At 53.5% G+C, this 16,063-nt stretch carries 12 protein-coding genes, 13 tRNA genes and 1 rRNA gene; 22 read left to right on the top strand and 4 right to left on the bottom strand.

Going from position 1 to position 16,063, the window contains the following annotated elements; genetic code table 11:
* Positions 1-68 precede the first annotated feature (68 nt).
* From rrf to NSS83_RS24230, 16 genes are all read left to right on the top strand, one after another.
* Positions 69-185: ribosomal RNA gene (rrf, locus tag NSS83_RS24155) — 5S ribosomal RNA — on the top strand.
* Positions 186-236: 51 nt separating this feature from the next.
* Positions 237-312: transfer RNA gene (locus NSS83_RS24160), tRNA-Asn, on the top strand.
* A 3-nt stretch (positions 313-315) separates the two neighbouring features.
* A tRNA-Ser gene (locus tag NSS83_RS24165) sits at positions 316-405 on the top strand.
* A 135-nt stretch (positions 406-540) separates the two neighbouring features.
* A tRNA-Glu gene (locus NSS83_RS24170) sits at positions 541-615 on the top strand.
* A gap of 116 nt (positions 616-731) precedes the next feature.
* A tRNA-Val gene (locus NSS83_RS24175) sits at positions 732-807 on the top strand.
* Positions 808-839: 32 nt separating this feature from the next.
* A tRNA-Met gene (locus NSS83_RS24180) sits at positions 840-913 on the top strand.
* A gap of 75 nt (positions 914-988) precedes the next feature.
* A tRNA-Asp gene (locus NSS83_RS24185) sits at positions 989-1,066 on the top strand.
* A gap of 95 nt (positions 1,067-1,161) precedes the next feature.
* A tRNA-Gln gene (locus NSS83_RS24190) sits at positions 1,162-1,236 on the top strand.
* Positions 1,237-1,262: 26 nt separating this feature from the next.
* A tRNA-Lys gene (locus NSS83_RS24195) sits at positions 1,263-1,338 on the top strand.
* A gap of 16 nt (positions 1,339-1,354) precedes the next feature.
* Positions 1,355-1,438: transfer RNA gene (locus tag NSS83_RS24200), tRNA-Leu, on the top strand.
* 7 nt (positions 1,439-1,445) lie between these two features.
* Positions 1,446-1,520, top strand: a tRNA-Gly gene (locus NSS83_RS24205).
* 10 nt (positions 1,521-1,530) lie between these two features.
* Positions 1,531-1,607: transfer RNA gene (locus NSS83_RS24210), tRNA-Arg, on the top strand.
* 10 nt (positions 1,608-1,617) lie between these two features.
* Positions 1,618-1,691, top strand: a tRNA-Pro gene (locus tag NSS83_RS24215).
* 17 nt (positions 1,692-1,708) lie between these two features.
* A tRNA-Gly gene (locus NSS83_RS24220) sits at positions 1,709-1,779 on the top strand.
* A gap of 1,077 nt (positions 1,780-2,856) precedes the next feature.
* Positions 2,857-3,810 carry a WYL domain-containing protein gene (locus NSS83_RS24225; protein ID WP_341346665.1) on the top strand — a complete coding sequence of 318 codons (954 nt, stop codon included), beginning with the start codon at positions 2,857-2,859 and terminating at the stop codon, positions 3,808-3,810.
* Positions 3,811-3,985: 175 nt separating this feature from the next.
* A complete protein-coding gene (locus tag NSS83_RS24230; RefSeq protein WP_341186983.1) occupies positions 3,986-4,828 on the top strand; it encodes a DNA-binding protein in 843 nt (280 codons plus the stop codon).
* A gap of 195 nt (positions 4,829-5,023) precedes the next feature.
* Here the strand turns inward: NSS83_RS24230 and katA are convergent, their stop codons facing one another.
* Together katA and glgP are read right to left on the bottom strand one after the other, a co-directional pair.
* A complete protein-coding gene (gene katA / locus NSS83_RS24235; RefSeq protein WP_341346666.1) occupies positions 5,024-6,478 on the bottom strand; it encodes a catalase KatA in 1,455 nt (484 codons plus the stop codon).
* A 271-nt stretch (positions 6,479-6,749) separates the two neighbouring features.
* A complete protein-coding gene (glgP, locus tag NSS83_RS24240; protein WP_341346667.1) occupies positions 6,750-8,366 on the bottom strand; it encodes an alpha-glucan family phosphorylase in 1,617 nt (538 codons plus the stop codon).
* Between the two features lie 312 nt (positions 8,367-8,678).
* Here glgP and rbsK point away from each other — a divergent pair, with 312 nt between their 5' ends.
* The 6 genes from rbsK to NSS83_RS24270 all read left to right on the top strand — a co-directional run bounded on the left by rbsK (position 8,679) and on the right by NSS83_RS24270 (position 14,000).
* Complete coding sequence (rbsK, locus tag NSS83_RS24245) at positions 8,679-9,608, top strand: ribokinase (protein ID WP_341186986.1); 930 nt, start codon at positions 8,679-8,681, stop codon at positions 9,606-9,608.
* A 119-nt stretch (positions 9,609-9,727) separates the two neighbouring features.
* Positions 9,728-10,492: a type I 3-dehydroquinate dehydratase gene (aroD, locus tag NSS83_RS24250; RefSeq protein WP_341186987.1), complete on the top strand. Its 765-nt coding sequence runs from the start codon at positions 9,728-9,730 to the stop codon at positions 10,490-10,492.
* Positions 10,493-10,667: 175 nt separating this feature from the next.
* The gene (locus NSS83_RS24255; RefSeq protein ID WP_341186988.1) at positions 10,668-11,360 is read left to right on the top strand and encodes a response regulator transcription factor; all 693 of its coding nucleotides are present in this window, start codon (positions 10,668-10,670) and stop codon (positions 11,358-11,360) included.
* The gene (locus NSS83_RS24260; protein ID WP_341186989.1) at positions 11,357-12,724 is read left to right on the top strand and encodes a HAMP domain-containing sensor histidine kinase; all 1,368 of its coding nucleotides are present in this window, start codon (positions 11,357-11,359) and stop codon (positions 12,722-12,724) included. The genes NSS83_RS24255 and NSS83_RS24260 overlap by 4 nt, the downstream gene beginning before the upstream one ends.
* The gene (locus NSS83_RS24265; protein ID WP_341186990.1) at positions 12,721-13,323 is read left to right on the top strand and encodes a PepSY domain-containing protein; all 603 of its coding nucleotides are present in this window, start codon (positions 12,721-12,723) and stop codon (positions 13,321-13,323) included. The genes NSS83_RS24260 and NSS83_RS24265 overlap by 4 nt, the downstream gene beginning before the upstream one ends.
* Before the next feature lie 116 nt (positions 13,324-13,439).
* A complete protein-coding gene (locus NSS83_RS24270) occupies positions 13,440-14,000 on the top strand; it encodes a PepSY domain-containing protein (RefSeq protein ID WP_341346668.1) in 561 nt (186 codons plus the stop codon).
* 73 nt (positions 14,001-14,073) lie between these two features.
* Here NSS83_RS24270 and NSS83_RS24275 read toward each other — a convergent pair whose 3' ends face one another.
* Both NSS83_RS24275 and NSS83_RS24280 read right to left on the bottom strand, forming a co-directional pair.
* Positions 14,074-14,844 carry a MerR family transcriptional regulator gene (locus NSS83_RS24275; RefSeq protein WP_341346669.1) on the bottom strand — a complete coding sequence of 257 codons (771 nt, stop codon included), beginning with the start codon at positions 14,842-14,844 and terminating at the stop codon, positions 14,074-14,076.
* A 255-nt stretch (positions 14,845-15,099) separates the two neighbouring features.
* The gene (locus NSS83_RS24280; RefSeq protein ID WP_341186993.1) at positions 15,100-15,852 is read right to left on the bottom strand and encodes a 3'-5' exonuclease; all 753 of its coding nucleotides are present in this window, start codon (positions 15,850-15,852) and stop codon (positions 15,100-15,102) included.
* Positions 15,853-16,063: the final 211 nt, after the last annotated feature.

Consider the following 16,063-nt stretch of genomic DNA (forward strand, 5'->3'; position numbering starts at 1 on the left):
ACGCAGATTCGTTTCGGATTCAGTTTTCAGGAATCAAATTCCTGAAGCATTTACGCTGTAAATGCCCGTTTGGTGGCGATAGCGGAGGGGTTCCACACGTACCCATCCCGAACACGACCGTTAAGCCCTCCAGCGCCGATGGTACTTGGACCGAAGGGTCCTGGGAGAGTAGGACGCCGCCAAGCGGACCATCCACACACACTGTGGTATTTTTTTTGCCCTAATTGGTTACATATTCCCTGATAGCTCAGTTGGTAGAGCACTCGACTGTTAATCGAGTTGTCACAGGTTCGAGTCCTGTTCGGGGAGCCATATGGAGAGGTGTCCGAGTTTGGCCGAAGGAGCACGATTGGAAATCGTGTAGGCGCCACAAGCGTCTCGAGGGTTCGAATCCCTCTCTCTCCGTAGCGTTACCTCCCTGCAAAGGGATGAGAACCCTCCGTGGTTCGTTGGAGCATAAGCTTCGTTAGCACTACATCGCAATCTCGTAACGAAGTGAAGAGTATCCCTCTCTCCGTAGCAATACTTTTCATACAGCATGGCTCGTTGGTCAAGGGGTTAAGACACCTCCCTTTCACGGAGGTAACATGGGTTCGAATCCCATACGAGTCACCACTATTTTCTTTGAATGATGGGATGAGAATTCCCTGGGTTCGTTGAAGCTTAGGCATCGTAAGGAATACTTCGCAATCTCGTAACGGAGTGAAGAGTATCCCATACGAGTCATATATGGAGGCTTAGCTCAGCTGGGAGAGCATCTGCCTTACAAGCAGAGGGTCGGGGGTTCGAACCCCTCAGCCTCCACCATCTATCTTAACCGAATAGATTTTGTACAATGACGCGGGGTGGAGCAGCCCGGTAGCTCGTCGGGCTCATAACCCGAAGGCCGCAGGTTCAAATCCTGCCCCCGCAATTGTTCCCCACAAAGTGAAGATGTGCTCTATAGCATATTCCGAATACTTTCCGGGGGGCCCCAAACGCTAAATCTGGAACCGTGGTGTAGTTGGCCTAACATGCCTGCCTGTCACGCAGGAGATCGCGGGTTCGAATCCCGTCGGTTCCGCCATTTTAAATGGTATTAAGACTTAAGGGATTGAGCATCCTATATCTCGAAGTATAGAGTATCCATCCGATTCCGTAGTACTTTGCTAATTATAATATTGGGGATTAGCCAAGCGGTAAGGCAACGGACTTTGACTCCGTCATTCATAGGTTCGATTCCTATATCCCCAGCCATCTTTTTCGGATTGTTTCTCTTATGAGAGCCATTAGCTCAGTTGGTAGAGCACCTGACTTTTAATCAGGGTGTCGAAGGTTCGAGTCCTTCATGGCTCACCATTTTCTTGTAACGTGTGCGCGTGTGGCGGAATGGCAGACGCACCAGACTTAGGATCTGGCGTTTCACGACGTGGGGGTTCAAGTCCCTTCACGCGCACCATGTTTTTGCGGACGTGGCTCAGCGGTAGAGCATCGCCTTGCCAAGGCGAGGGTCGCGGGTTCGATTCCCGTCGTCCGCTCCATATAGATTTTGCGCCCTTAGCTCAGCTGGATAGAGCGTTTGACTACGAATCAAAAGGCCGGGAGTTCGAATCTCTCAGGGCGCGCCATTTTTATTAACGGGATGTAGCTCAGCTTGGTAGAGCACCTGGTTTGGGACCAGGGGGTCGCATGTTCAAATCGTGTCATCCCGATATTTCATTTCACCTATGCGGGTGTAGTTCAATGGTAGAACTTCAGCCTTCCAAGCTGATAGCGTGGGTTCGATTCCCATCACCCGCTTATATTTGTATCATCTGTGTCCGTCAGCCCTATGGGGAAGACGGACTTTTTTGTTGTATTAGGAAACTATAGTTTCCTGCTGCTGTGGAAAAGGTGTGTGTAAATTTGTAGATGAGAGTTCTTGGAAGGATTCGTAGAATGACTTCGATGCTGAATGTGACTGAAGGCTAAAGGTATGCTTAAACTGAATACAATGGGCAGGCATAGCAGCATACGGACCAAATGTATGTGGAAAACAGCATACATTGTGTTCGCGCAAAGGTAATTTTATTCATCCGTTAGGATGATTTTGTCTTGTCCTTTATTTAGGAAATGTGTGCGGAAATCCGAATACAATTGATGCTGCTCCAATGAGAAATGGGCTCTACGCTCCGCAGGCCGTAACATTTAGAGAAATCCTGCAAGAAGTGCAGGAATACTGCTCAATAGAAGCGCCGGATTCAGAAATCCTGCATGAAATACAACATTGCCAGCGCTAATTTGTACTAAACACCGGAATTCCTGCAAATGATTCAACAATGTACCGTAGCCCGTAACATTTCTAGAGAAATCCTGTAAGATGTGCAACAATTCGGCTCCGATCAAGCGGGCGGTGAGAGAGAACGCTTAGAATTGACAAGAGGCAGGGACAGGAGTGCCACCATGAAAGGAAAAATACTTCAGAACGCGTGTGACCAACCGAATACATTCGCTGCTGAAGAGTTATATGGAGGCGGATGTGTGCGACCAACCGAATACATTCGCTGCTGAGGAGCTATATGGGACGGATGCTATACGAAAAACCGATCACAATAGAATTCAGAGGTATCAATGTGCCAGAGCGCTAAGGGCTGTAGCTGTTAAGCGGCCGCCAGAAGGCAGAGAGATGGTGAGAAGGCAGGTTGATGGAGAAAAGTGTGCTCCCTGTAAGCGTGGTATAGAGGTACCAATATCGTTTACCCGCTGGGGGATTTTGTTGTAAGGGCCGGGATTGCAATAGTATTGAAGGGCGTTATGTTTCTATAGAACTGATATAGTATAACTATTGGACTATTGGATCATAGGCAACACTTACTTGGAAGCTGAGGAGCATTTGTTATGACAGAAAAAGTAATACGGATTTTCAGAATCATTAACGCCATTCAGTCGAACCCGGGGATTACCGCAGCAGACTTGGCCTTTAGGTGCGAGGTGAATATTAGAACGATCTACAGGGATCTTGAGGTGATCAGCCACTTTGCACCGGTTACGAATGAAGGAAGAGGTACGGGCTACCGGTTCATGGGGAAATTCTTTTTGTATCCGCTGGATTTCTCGGAGCAGGAGTCGCTGGCGTTCTCTTTGCTGCCTTCGGTGCTGAACCAGGATAGAATTCCACCGGGGTTTCATTCTGCGTATGACAAGGTGATGGGTACTCATCAGAAGGAGAAATCGCGGCAAAATGGCCTGCTGGAGAATATCGCGGATATTATTCAAATGGGCACCCCGGCCTACCGCAAGGAGAGCAGGAACTTCCTGCAGCCGCTTATTGGAGCAATCCTGGAGCAGCGCAGTATCCGTACGGTATACCACTCGCAATCAAGCAATGTCACTACGGCGCGGGAGATTGACCCGTATTACCTGATCCCGCGGGATCAGCGCTTTTATCTCATTGGCTATTGCCATCTGAAAGGCGCAATCCGCACGTTCCGGATCAGCCGGTTTGAGCAGGTGGAGATGACGGCGTCCACTTTTGATAAAGGGAATTTCAATATTAAGCAGTATCTGAAAAATACTTGGTCGATCAACCGGGGGACCCGGAATGTCACGTTCAAGGTACGGTTCGATCCGGAGGTGGCACGTTACATTAAGGAAGAGGAGCTGTTCGTACAGCCGCGGATGAGCGAAGAAGGCGATGGAACGCTGCTCTTTGAAGTCACGGTTAATAATGAGAAGGAGTTCATCAAGTGGATTCTACAGTATGGCCCGAATGCGGAGATTCTGGAGCCGGTGTCGGCCAGGGAGCGCTTGAAGGAGCGGCTGGAGCAGTGGCTGGATGTGTATCAGCAGTAGCCGCAGACTACAATATTACATAATATGGAATAAAAATGTCGAAAAGGTTAGATTGAATAGCTCAACTGGAGAATAAAGAGGTTTTTAGCGATATATATGTCTGGAATGAATTGACCGGAGCGGTGAAGCAGGTTATTATTGGAATATAATGGAATGATAGGAGGCAAGATAGAAATTGCTGGAACTGGATGGGATGAATGAAGACTCTTTGACAGATATGCTTAAGGTCTCGTTCTCATGGGAGAACTGGGCGGCAATTCTCGAGATTTCAGACAAGCTCTTTGAACTTGCAGTTCTAACCTACGGCTCCCATCAACAGGGTGCAAAGAAGTATTATTTGAAAAAAAATATAGTGTATTATCTCGGTTACAGTGCGTGCATGAAGGGGATTGCCTATCAAAAGCTCGGTAACCTCGCTGAATCAAGAAAGTGTATAGGCTTGTATTCGGATTTGAGCTGGATCACGGATGAGGATCAGGAAGCTGCCGCAGAAGTGGAATACTACAGGAACATTGCGATAGCCAACACCTTCGTCATTGATCTGCTGGAAGGGAAGGTAGAAGTTCTCCCTGATTATGTTGAATTCATTCGCACAGGGGACCAGGAAGAGCTGCTTGCCTGCCTGATTACTGTGCTGGAATCTGCCATTAAGTACAACTTTTCTATCGACTGGGTACTGGATGAATTCAATGAGCCGCTACAGGAACTAAGCTGCAGAGAGAAACAGGAAGATATCCGATACTACATAGACTACATGCATCTTAGTGCAATTTATTTGTATAAAAGGGAGAAAATTCATGATGCAATTAATTTGACTCTCTATATTTTGGTAATAAGTAGTAAACTTTATGACGGGACAGGCTTTAGGAAGATCGTGTCGTTTTATGAACATATCCGAAGCCATGCGACCGCAGAACAACAAGAATCTTATCAAAATATAATGAAAAATATCTTAGAGAGGGAGTTTTTAAAAGATGAAAAAGGCGATCTCGTTATTAACAGCCGTATTGTTGATTAGCGCAAGCGTAGTGGTTACAACGGCAAGCGCAGGCGGTCACTTATCCGCATCCTCCGGCAATATTTCTATTAACAATCACGGAGCAGGCCACTAGTCTATTATCTCTCTGTCTCATGAATCTGGAAATATAAGCTGCATATCATGCAAAAAAGGGGTAAGCGACGATGCTTATCCCTTTTTTGCTGTGGATAGGGGTTACTCTGTTACTGCTAATCCCAGTCCTTCTGCAATTCGCCGGCCAAACTCCGGATCGGCTTTGTAGAAGTGGCCAATCTGGCGGAGCTTGATCTCCTCAGACTCTACTGGAGTCATGGCACCTACAATATTGCTTACGAGCCGGGCCCGCTCCTCTTCGCTGAGCAGACGGTACAGGTCACCCGGCTGGGTGTAGTGGTCGTCATGGTCATAAGACACGCTGTCCGCCTGGCCGGAGACTTCAAAAGCAGCCGCTTTATGCTGCGCTGACTCGGTTGCCCCGCCGGAGCTGTTGGGCTCGTAATAGACGGAGCCTCCCCCGTTATTCGTAGCATTCATCGCGCCGTCGCGCTGATTATTGTTGACCTCGGCGACCGGCCGGTTAATCGGCAGGTGGTTATGGTTCGCACCTACCCGGTAGCGGTGGGCATCCCCGTATGCGAACAGGCGGCCCTGAAGCATTTTATCCGGAGAAGCCTCTATGCCTGGAACGAATGAGCCGGGGGAAAAGGTGGCCTGCTCCACTTCGGCGAAGTAATTCTCAGGATTGCGGTCCAGCACCATGCGGCCAACCTCAATCAGCGGATAATCCTTCTGTGACCACACCTTGGTTACATCAAACGGATCGAAGCGGTAGGTGTCGGCATCCTCCACAGGCATAATCTGCACATGCAGCCTCCAGGCCGGGAAGTCCCCGGAATCAATGGCGTTGAACAAATCGGCTGTATGATAATCCGGGTTCTCCCCGGCTAGCTGTGCTGCCAGTTTAACATCGAGATTCTTGACGCCCTGCTCTGTCTTGAAGTGGTATTTCACCCAGACGGCTGCGCCTTCGGCATTCACCCACTTGAACGTATGGCTGCCGAAGCCATGCATATGGCGGAGAGTAGCCGGAATGCCGCGGTCAGACATCAGAATCGTCACCTGGTGCAGAGACTCGGGGGAGAGGGACCAGAAGTCCCAGACCGCATTTGGGTTCTTCAGATGGGTCTGCGGATGACGCTTCTGGGTATGGATAAAGTCCGGGAATTTAATGGCGTCACGGATGAAAAAGACAGGTGTGTTATTGCCGACCAGGTCATAGTTACCTTCCTCGGTGTAGAATTTCACAGCAAAGCCGCGCGGATCACGCACGGTATCGGATGAACCCAGTTCCCCGGCTACGGTAGAGAAACGGATGAACATCGGGGTGCGTTTGCCGACTCCGGACAAGAAGGCAGCCTTCGTATATTGGGAGAGATCATTGGTGACTTCAAAATAACCATGGGCACCGGCACCTTTGGCATGAACGACCCGCTCGGGAACACGCTCACGGTTGAAGTGGGCCAGCTTTTCCAGTAAGTGGACGTCCTGCAGCAGCACGGGGCCGCGGGCACCGGCGGTCATTGAATTCTGGTTGTCGCCTACGGGGGCGCCCCAGCTAGTCGTTAGCTTGTTGTTATTGTTTGTGGTCATGAACACAATCACCTCGTATAGGATTTGATTTTAGATTAAGTATAAGTTCTATAATAGCAATAATTTAAATAAAATCAATCCTTTTTTATAATTATTATAATTAAGCTTATGTAGAAGAAGGATGGTTGATGATACTATTGCAACAAAAAACTCCCGCCCGCAGCAGCGGACAGGAGGAGGCATTCGTGAACAAATGCGGAGCAGTAAGGAGACGAAGGTGACGGAAGCAAGAAGACCTGCAAGTTAGCTGATGATACCAAACTAATACGAGTTAGCTTGTGATATACATCCGGTTATAGTATTCATCCAGCATACGCTTGGTGGCGAATTCGATGCGGGTGGTCTCGATGCTGCGGTGCATCATCTGCACCCACTTGGCCTGATCCTCATAGAAGACCGGGAGGACGCGGTTCAGAAGGGTCTCGTACAGTGCATCGCTGTCATGCTGGTCAAGCACCGCAAAGTCGGTGGTCTCGAAGCCGTCGCCGATCTGCCAGCCGTTCTCGCCGTCAATGCAGGCCTCCGGCCACCAGCCGTCCAGGATGGAGCAGTTCAGGACGCCGTTCATGGCGGCCTTCATCCCGGAGGTTCCGCTGGCTTCGAGCGGTCTGCGCGGATTGTTCAGCCAAATGTCAGAGCCGCGGGTCAGTTGGGCTCCGATGGTCATATCGTAGTTTTCCAGGAAGACTACGCTCTTCGGATATTTGCGCATCATAGCTACAAGGTTGCTGACGATCCGCTTGCCGTTGTCGTCCAGCGGGTGCGCCTTGCCGGAGAAGACAATCTGGATCTTGCCGCTCTCCAGGTACGGCTCTATAATGTCCGGCTGGGAGAAAATCAGGTCACTGCGCTTGTAGGGCGCGGCGCGCCGGGAGAACCCGATCAGCAGCTGGTCGGCATTCAGGGCGATGCCGGAGCGTTCCTCGATGAAGCCGATCAGCTCCTGCTTGATCTCCTTGTGCACGGCCCACAGGTCGCCGCCCTCTTCAAAAGCGCGGGTCACCCGCTCATCTACCCAGGTAGGGGTGTGAATCGCATTGGTGATGCCGATGATGGCAGACCGGCCGGCGACTTCCTTCCACATGGTGTTCGCGGTCTCGGCATGAAGCTGGGCAACCGCATTCGAGATCCGCGACAGCCGCAGGCCGGCAACGGTCATGTTGAAGGGTTCTCCGCCAATCCGCTCCATCTGCGCCCGGGTTAAGCCATTAAAGGCCCCCATGTATTCCAGCCGGTCCAGCGGATGGGTCTCGTTGCCTTCCTTAATCGGTGTATGTGTAGTGAACACAACCTCTTCCCGTGTAGCCTTCCAGGCTTCTTCAAAGGTACTGCCGCCGGACATCTTCTCCCTGATCAGTTCAATCGCAGCAAGCGCCGCATGCCCTTCGTTGAAATGATAGACATCGATCTTAATGCCCAGGGCGCGCATGGCCTTGACGCCGCCGATGCCCAGAACAATCTCCTGGGCAATCCGCTCTTCCCCGAACCAGCCGTAGAGCTGGCCGGTAATCCAGGCATCGCTGTTCTCCGGGATATCGGTGTCGAGCAAATAGAGCGGACGGTTGCCGAACCGGTCGGTTCTCCACACTTTGCAGACGACATCGGTCTTTCTGACTTTTACCGTGACCTTGACGCCCGTATCTTCCAGGAAGTCGTACACATAATTGTGGTAAGAGTCGTAGGGGGTGCCGTCCGCATCAATCTTCTGGTCCGTGTAGCCCTGTTTCCATTTGAGTCCGATGGGGATAATGGGTGCCCCGATATCCTGCGCGCCCTTGATGTAATCTCCGGCCAAGATGCCCAGGCCTCCGGCGTACATTTTGAAGTCGGAATGCAGTCCGTACTCCATGCTGAAATAAGCTACTGACGGTAAGTGGTTGTCGCTCACTTGATAAGCCTCCTAAATGCGATTTAGATGGTACTGCGAATAAGAATTGCTGCAGGCTGTATCTAAGATGCAAACGTTTGCTCAATAAGGCAAGGCAGGATCTGGAAGCGATTGCACCATCATTCTAGCATAATTATCCTTAAAAAGCACAGCGAAGTTTCGGTGACGGCTGGCCGCCTGCGGAGCCGATAAATAAAATTTGATTAACCTGCCGGAAGGCCATAAGATAAGGGGAGAATAAATGTACAAGGTTCATCTAAATCATAAGCTAAACCCTAAATCAAACAATAAACCAAGTGGTGGTGTAAAGGATTGAGTATAGTCGTAATTGGAAGTCTGAATATGGATATGGTCGTGCGGGCAGAGCGTGCGCCGGAGGCCGGGGAGACCCTGTTCGGTCAGGGATTTGCTCTGTCTCCAGGCGGAAAAGGGGCGAATCAGGCCGTTGCGGCGGCCAGACTGGGCGCGGATGTGACGATGATCGGCAGAGTGGGGAAGGACGCCTTTGGCAGCGGGCTGCTGGAGATTATGGAGCAGGAGCGGGTGCATACTGCGTATATCTCACAGAGTGAATCCCAGGCTACAGGGGTTGCTTCCATTGTGGTGGACGGGTCCGGGGAGAACCGGATCATCGTAGTGCCTGGTGCGAATGTGGAGATGAAACCGGAGGATATTGAAGCGCTTGAGACAGTGATTAGCGGGGCCGGGATCGTAGTGATGCAATTGGAGACGGATCTGGCGATGTGCGAGGCTGCGGCAGCGATGGCGTCCCGGCACGGGATTCCGGTGATTCTTAATCCGGCTCCGGCCCAGCCGCTGAGCGATGAGCTGCTGCACCATGTGACCTACCTGACTCCGAATGAGACAGAGGCGGGGATTCTGGCCGGAATCTCTGTGGAGAGTGTGGAGGATGCAGAGCGTGCGGCCCGGATGATGCTGTCAAAAGGGGTCCGGCACGTCATTGTAACGCTGGGCTCCAAGGGGGCGTTAGTCGTGGATGCTGCCGGAAGCCGGCATATCCAGGGGTTCCCGGTGCAGGCGGTAGATACAGTAGCAGCCGGAGATTCCTTCAACGGGGCGCTGGCCTGGCAGCTGACCTGCGGCAGGACGCTGGACGAAGCGGTCCGCTTCGCCAATGCTGTCGGTGCGCTGGCGGTTGGCAAGACGGGGGCGATTGCTTCTCTGCCCAGACTGGAAGAGGTAGAGCAGTTCCTGAGTTCAGCTGCTGATGCGGAGCCGTAAGACCTGTAGTGGCCAGTAGATTCGGTGTGTGATAGAGGAAGCAGATGCTTATAGACAAATTAAGCGGGGAGCGTCAGAGGAAGCTCTGAGACTCCGGGTCCGCTAAGGAGCTGACACGTTTGAGCGGTACAGTAACTGTTAAGAATATAACCCTCGGAGAAGGGATGCCCAAAATCTGTGTTCCGCTGGTCGGAACGACGCGGACGGAGCTGCGTGCAGAAGCTGAGGCGCTAATCGCACTGGCGCCGGATGTGGTGGAGTGGCGCAGTGATTTCTTCACGGAGGTGGAAGATATTAATGCCGTGACCCAGGTGCTGGAGGACATTCAGCGCCTGCTGCCGGAGATTCCGCTGATCTTCACCTTCCGCAGCGCCAGGGAGGGCGGGGAGAAGGAGATCTCCTCAGCCTATTACTTCCGGCTGATCCAGGCAGCGGTAGAGAGCGGGCTGGTGGATATTGTGGATGTGGAGCTGTTCCAGGAGGAGGCGGAGGTCCGCAAGCTGATTGCCGCAGCGCATGGGCAGGCGGTGTTCGTGATTCTCTCGAATCATGACTTCGACGGGACGCCGTCCGAGGAGGAGATTGTCTCCCGGCTGCGCCGGGCGCAGGAGCTGGGCGGCGATCTGCCGAAGATTGCCGTAATGCCGCAAGGTCCAGCCGATGTGCTGACCCTGCTGGCGGCGACGAACCGGATGCAGGAGCAGTATGCGGACCGTCCGATCATTACGATGTCGATGGCGGGGGAAGGCGTGATTAGCCGGTTGGCCGGGGAGATCTTCGGCTCGGCGCTGACCTTCGGTGCGGCGCATAAGCCTTCGGCACCGGGGCAGGTGGCAGTTGCCGAGCTGCGCGGTGTGCTTACGCTGCTGCACCGCAGCTTGTAGCGGCTGCCGGTTCAGGCGCAGCAGGAATGGGGATAGAGGGGTGCTTCCGGCCGGTGAAACGGTGGAAGCACCCTTTTGCATACATGGAGAGTATTGCAAGTGGCGGACGGAGTTTGAAACTGTAGCTCTCCATGCCCTACAATGGAGGCAACCAAGTAGAAGGGGCGGAGCGCCGATGACAGAATTGATCCTGGTTGTGGAGGATGAGGTGAGAATTGCCCGTCTGCTGCAGATTGAGCTGGAATGCGAGGGATACCGTGTGTCCATTGCCGGAAGCGGCCATCAGGGACTGGAGATGTACCAGGAGCAGCAGCCCGATTTGTTATTGCTGGATGTGATGCTGCCTGGATTCAGCGGTATAGAGCTGCTGCGGCGAATCCGGTCGGGAGATCCCGATACGCCGGTTCTGCTGCTTACAGCCAAAAGCTCGGTAGAGGATAAAGTGTCGGGCCTGGACCTTGGGGCCAATGATTATATTACGAAGCCGTTTCAAATTGAGGAGCTGCTGGCGCGTGTCCGTGCTGCGCTGCGGCTGGCCTCGGGGCGGAGGAGAGACGAAGCCGTCAACCTGCTGCTGGCAGCTGATCTGGAGCTGAACGAGGCTACGCGGGAGGTGAAGCGGGCAGGCCGGAGCATCGAGCTGACTCCCCGGGAGTTCGACCTGCTGGTCTACCTGCTGAAGAATAAGCGCCAGGTGCTGAACAGGGAACAGATCATGGCTGCCGTCTGGGGGTACGATTATTACGGCGATACGAATATTGTGGATGTCTATGTCCGCTATGTCCGCAAAAAAATTACGCTGGACCACGAGCCTGAATTGATTCATACCGTGCGGGGCGTTGGTTATGTGCTGAAGGATACCCCATGAAGCTGCGGAGCACCATTCATCTGTATTCCAGCGTGCTGTTCGCCGTGCTGCTTATCCTCATGAATCTGTTCATTTACGCCGTGTTCAGCCGGATGTCATTAGACAGCCAGCTTGGGCAGGCAACTGCCGAGACGGCCAGAATCGCTGACGCGATGAGAAAAGCGGGAGACGGGGTAACGGCACCGGAGCTGCTCCGGGCTTATGTACCGGTGGAGGGAATGCTGCGGCTGCTTAGTGCAGACGGAAGCGGACCGGCACCGGTTACCTCAGCCTCCGGGCAGGAGATCAGCCGGATGAAGCCGGTCTACTATTCCGCGAAGCAGGTGGAGCGGGTCCGGGTGGACGGACGCTTGTATGCGTTCGTGAGCGTTCCGGTCATCTGGACAGACGGGAACGTCCTGAATCTCCAGATGACCAAAAGCCTGGAAAGCACGATGGATACGTTGCGGGTGCTGCGGATGGTCCTGGCCGGGGCTACGCTTGCTGCGCTGCTTCCGCTGCTGCTCTCCAGCCGCCTGTTGTCGGGCTTGATTATGCGGCCCATCGTCCAAATGACGGCGACCATGCGGGAGATTCAGCGCAGCGGGAAATTCCGCAGGCTTCCGCTGGAAGCACACTCGAAGGATGAGCTGGTGGAGATGGGGCATACCTTCAACGAAATGATAGGCCTCTTGGAGAGTAATTATGTGAAGCAGGAGAAATTTGTGTCGGATGCCTCTCATGAGCTGCGCACACCGCTGACGGTGATTGAGAGTTATGCCAGTCTGCTGAAGCGCAGAGGGCGGGAGCACCCGGAGCTGTTCGAGGAATCGGTTGAGGCCATTCATTCCGAAGCTGTGCGGATGAAGGAAATGACGGAGCAGCTGCTGCTGCTGGCGAAGCACCCGGAGCAGTGGGAGCTGGAGCTGAAGCTGATGGATCTGGAGGAGCTGGCCCGTTCTTCGGCGAAGGCTTTTCATAATGCTTACGGGAGAGAGGTCGTAGTTCAGGTCAAGGGGCCGGCGGAGGGCTACAGCGATGAAGCGAAGCTCCGGCAGCTGCTGTTCATCTTCCTGGACAATGCCCGCAAATACAGCGATGAGCAGATAACTGTGCGTATTGAGGCTTCCGGGCAGGAACGGATGATTGTGATTACCGACCGCGGCATTGGAATTGCGCCGGAGGAGCTGCCGAAGATATTCGACCGTTTTTATAGAGTGGATGAGGCGAGAACCCGTGAGAACGGAGGGGCAGGCCTGGGACTGTCGCTTGCCGCAGAGATCGCGGGGGCGATTGGAGCAGAGCTGTCCATAGATAGTACGGTAGGTCTGGGAACCTCGGTGACAATCCGCATGGCTGCGGACCGCAGGGGAGGTGGACAATGAAGCAGAAACCAACGAACAAGAGCAAGATGTACAAGGCAGTCATAGGTATGGTTGTCTTGCTGCTGCTGGCTTGGGGTGCCTTCTGGATGTTCAGGAAGGATTCGGAGCCGCTGTTATCCAGAGATCAGGCTACGATGGCTGTGCTGAGCGAATATCCCGGCAAGGTAGACAATCTGAAGCTGCAAGCAGGAGCTTATGTGGCAGAGCTTCAGACGGAGCAGGGACGGTATGAGCTGAAGCTGGACGGAGTTACCGGCGAGATTCTCTCCATCGTGCTGCTGAAGCGCACGGACGAACCGGCGGTGCTGCCTACGCCTGCCGCTACTCCAGCTCCATCTGGCGGAGCTGCCGTTACCCCGTCACCAGTACCTTCTCCGGCGGCGCAGAGCGTAGTCTCCGAAGCAGAGGCTGTCAGGCTGGCTCTGCTTGAGGTACCGGGGGAGCTGGATGATGTGGATACGGGAATCGATGCGGCGGGCGCTTATTATCTGGTGGAGATTCATACTTCAGACGGACGGGAGGCCGTAGTCCAGGTCAACGCAATCTCGGGCCATATTATGTCTGTGACCTGGGAAGAGCCGGATGGAGAGGATTCCTAGTGTTCTGTTTATTTGTTTTCTCAGCGAATTCTAATGTTTCTCCCGCTGTTCTCTCAGATTGTAGCGTTATAGTTACTACATGAAGCAGCGAAGAATGAACTTAGGAGGCGTTAACATTGAAGACAAAGATATGGAGCAGTATCACGGCGGCAGCACTTATTCTCGGCGGCGCTTATGGTATAGGGGAGCTGAAGGGGAGTACGGCAGAAGCAGCTGCATCCGTGAAGAGCCAGAGTCAAACGTTGATCAGTGTAAGCCGAGCTGAGCAGATTGCCTTGAAGGCAGCTCCGGGACAGGTGGAGAGCATCGATCTGGAGAAGAAGGCCAGCGGCACGTTTTACGATATCGAAATTCAGCAGACCAAGCAGGAGATAGATGTCCGGGTAGATGCCTATTCGGGAAAAGTGATCAGCGTGCGCAAGGATGCAGATGATGATGACTCTCATAAGGCAGCTCCGGCCTCAGGCGGGAAGCTGATTACCGCAGGCAAGGCGGCTGAGGTGGCTCAAGCTGCTGTGAAGGGGACGGTCACCGAGATTGATCTGGACCGGGATCACGGGGGCGCTGTCTATGAGGTTGAAATCAGGAACGGGCAGGTCAAGACAGAAGTAGGTGTCGATGCGTATACTGCCAAGGTTGTATACACCGATACCGATTCCGACGAGGATGATGATTGAGCCAGAAGAGCGCTCCAGCAGGATAAAAGAGAGGCAGCCGTTAATCCGGCTGCCTCTTTGCTATGCCAAACGATTACGTCTGCTGCTTCGCTCCCGTATACACGTGGACAGCATCCCGCAGGAACGCGGCCATGCCCGGGCGGCGCTGGTCGTAATAAGCGGTGAATCGCTCATCCTCCACATACATCTGGGCCACACCGGCATGGGCTTCCTTGGTGTACGTATCCCAGTAGAAGCTTAGCCACTGACGGTGCAGGTCAGCGGCCTTCTGCGCCAGCTCGCTGGCCGAATCGCCATCCTCCATCGCCTGCTCCAGGGACGCGAACATGTCAGCCTCAAGCTGTTGAAGGGCAGCGTACTGCTCCTCCGTCATATGGCTCAGCTTGCGGTTCGACTGCTCCACAGCTTCCGCGCCGTATTTCTCCCGGATCTCCTGCCCGTATTTCTCTTCGTTATCTGCGATCAGCTTCTGCTTGAAGCCGGCGAATTTCTCCTGATTACTCATTGTAGTTCTCCCTTCTGTGTGTGCAATGGTCTGCTCGACGTTCGCGATGAGCCGGTCCAGCTGCTGTCTCCGCTGAAGCAGCTGGTCATGGTGCTCACGCAGGGCGCGGGCGCCGTCGAAGGAGGGCGAATGGATAATATCTCTTATCGCCGTAAGGCCGAGGCCCAGCTCCCGATAGAACAGAATCTGCTGCAGCAGGTCTACCTCGGCCTGGCCGTAGATCCGGTATCCTGAGGAGCTGATTCTGGCCGGCTTCAGAATGCCGAATTCATCGTAATACCGCAGGGTCCGTGCACTGATCCCCGCAAGTGTCCCCAGCTTTTGCACCGTATATTCCATGGTCTAATCTGCCTCCAATCTATCTTGGCGTATACAGCAGAGAACGGGTTCAAGGCGTTCCCGCCGGGTAAGCGGCCGCTTACAGATCTAACTGTACACTTTGACGTAACGGCAAGGTCAACTCTTATTTGGTAGAATAACCAGACTGCGGGGCGGGTAACCGGGGCGACTGAAAAAAGCGACTGGAAAAGCAAACAGCGGCAACCGCCCCGGCTATGCCTTGGGAGATTGCCGCTGTTGCGAGCGGGTATGGGGTTATTTCTTGCCAAGCTGGGCGGCGAAATACGCCTTAAGCTCTGCCAGCTTCCGGGGGTCCGCCAGGGCATCCTCCGCAGGGAAGTAATGCTCGGCGACCAGTTCCCAGGTGGGGACGATTTTCTGGGCAGTCATCGCTTTGATAGCGATCTTAACCGTCTTACGCTCCCTGGCGTTCGAGAAGGTATCGACATAATGCTGCGACCGCGCAAAGTCCAGCTCGCTGAAGACTGCGCGGAAGATCTCCGCCGTCATCTTGGCATCGTCCAGCGCGCGGTGGGCGGAGCCGGAAGGCTCCAGGCCGAGGAGGGCCATAGCCCCTTCGACGCTGATGTCGTTACTGAGGCCGCGGGCGCGCAGGACGCCCTTGAGCAGATCGAAGTAGGTGGCCTCCATCCAGTAGGCATCATCCATCTTGTGCATCCGCACATCCTGGATAATCCGTTTCATATCCTCGCCGCCCCAGGTTAAGAGCAGCACGCCGTCAGCACTCTGGTCGAGCCACGCTCTGAAGGCAGTAATCACCTTCGGGAACCGGCTGGCGACGTCGATATCCTCCTGGGGGATGCCGGTTTTTTTCTTGATGAATGAATTCAGGGTGGAGAAGTATATGGGCTTGATCAAGGCTGAGAATTCATCCTTAACCTGCAAAGAAGCGTCTAACCGGACCGCTCCGATCTCAATGACCTCCATAGGATGCTCGCTGGCAAATTTGCGGCCGTTGAATTCGATGTCCAGAATAATATAATCCACAGGTAATGCCTCCGTTTCAGTGACTGGCGCCAAGATTGCACGGAAATGCGCCGACCCTTCTATTTTAGCAAAAAAAGAGCTGTACAGATACCGGATGCCCTGTATCCGCACAAATTTGAATTTTCGTCCGGGGGAACGGGTTGATTTCTGCAAAATTGGGTAATGAACTAGATAATCTGTCGAATGGATCTATTGAGGTAAGGAGGGAAGG

The sequence above is a fragment of the Paenibacillus sp. FSL H3-0469 genome (genome assembly GCF_038051945.1).
Classification (GTDB): domain Bacteria; phylum Bacillota; class Bacilli; order Paenibacillales; family Paenibacillaceae; genus Paenibacillus_AQ.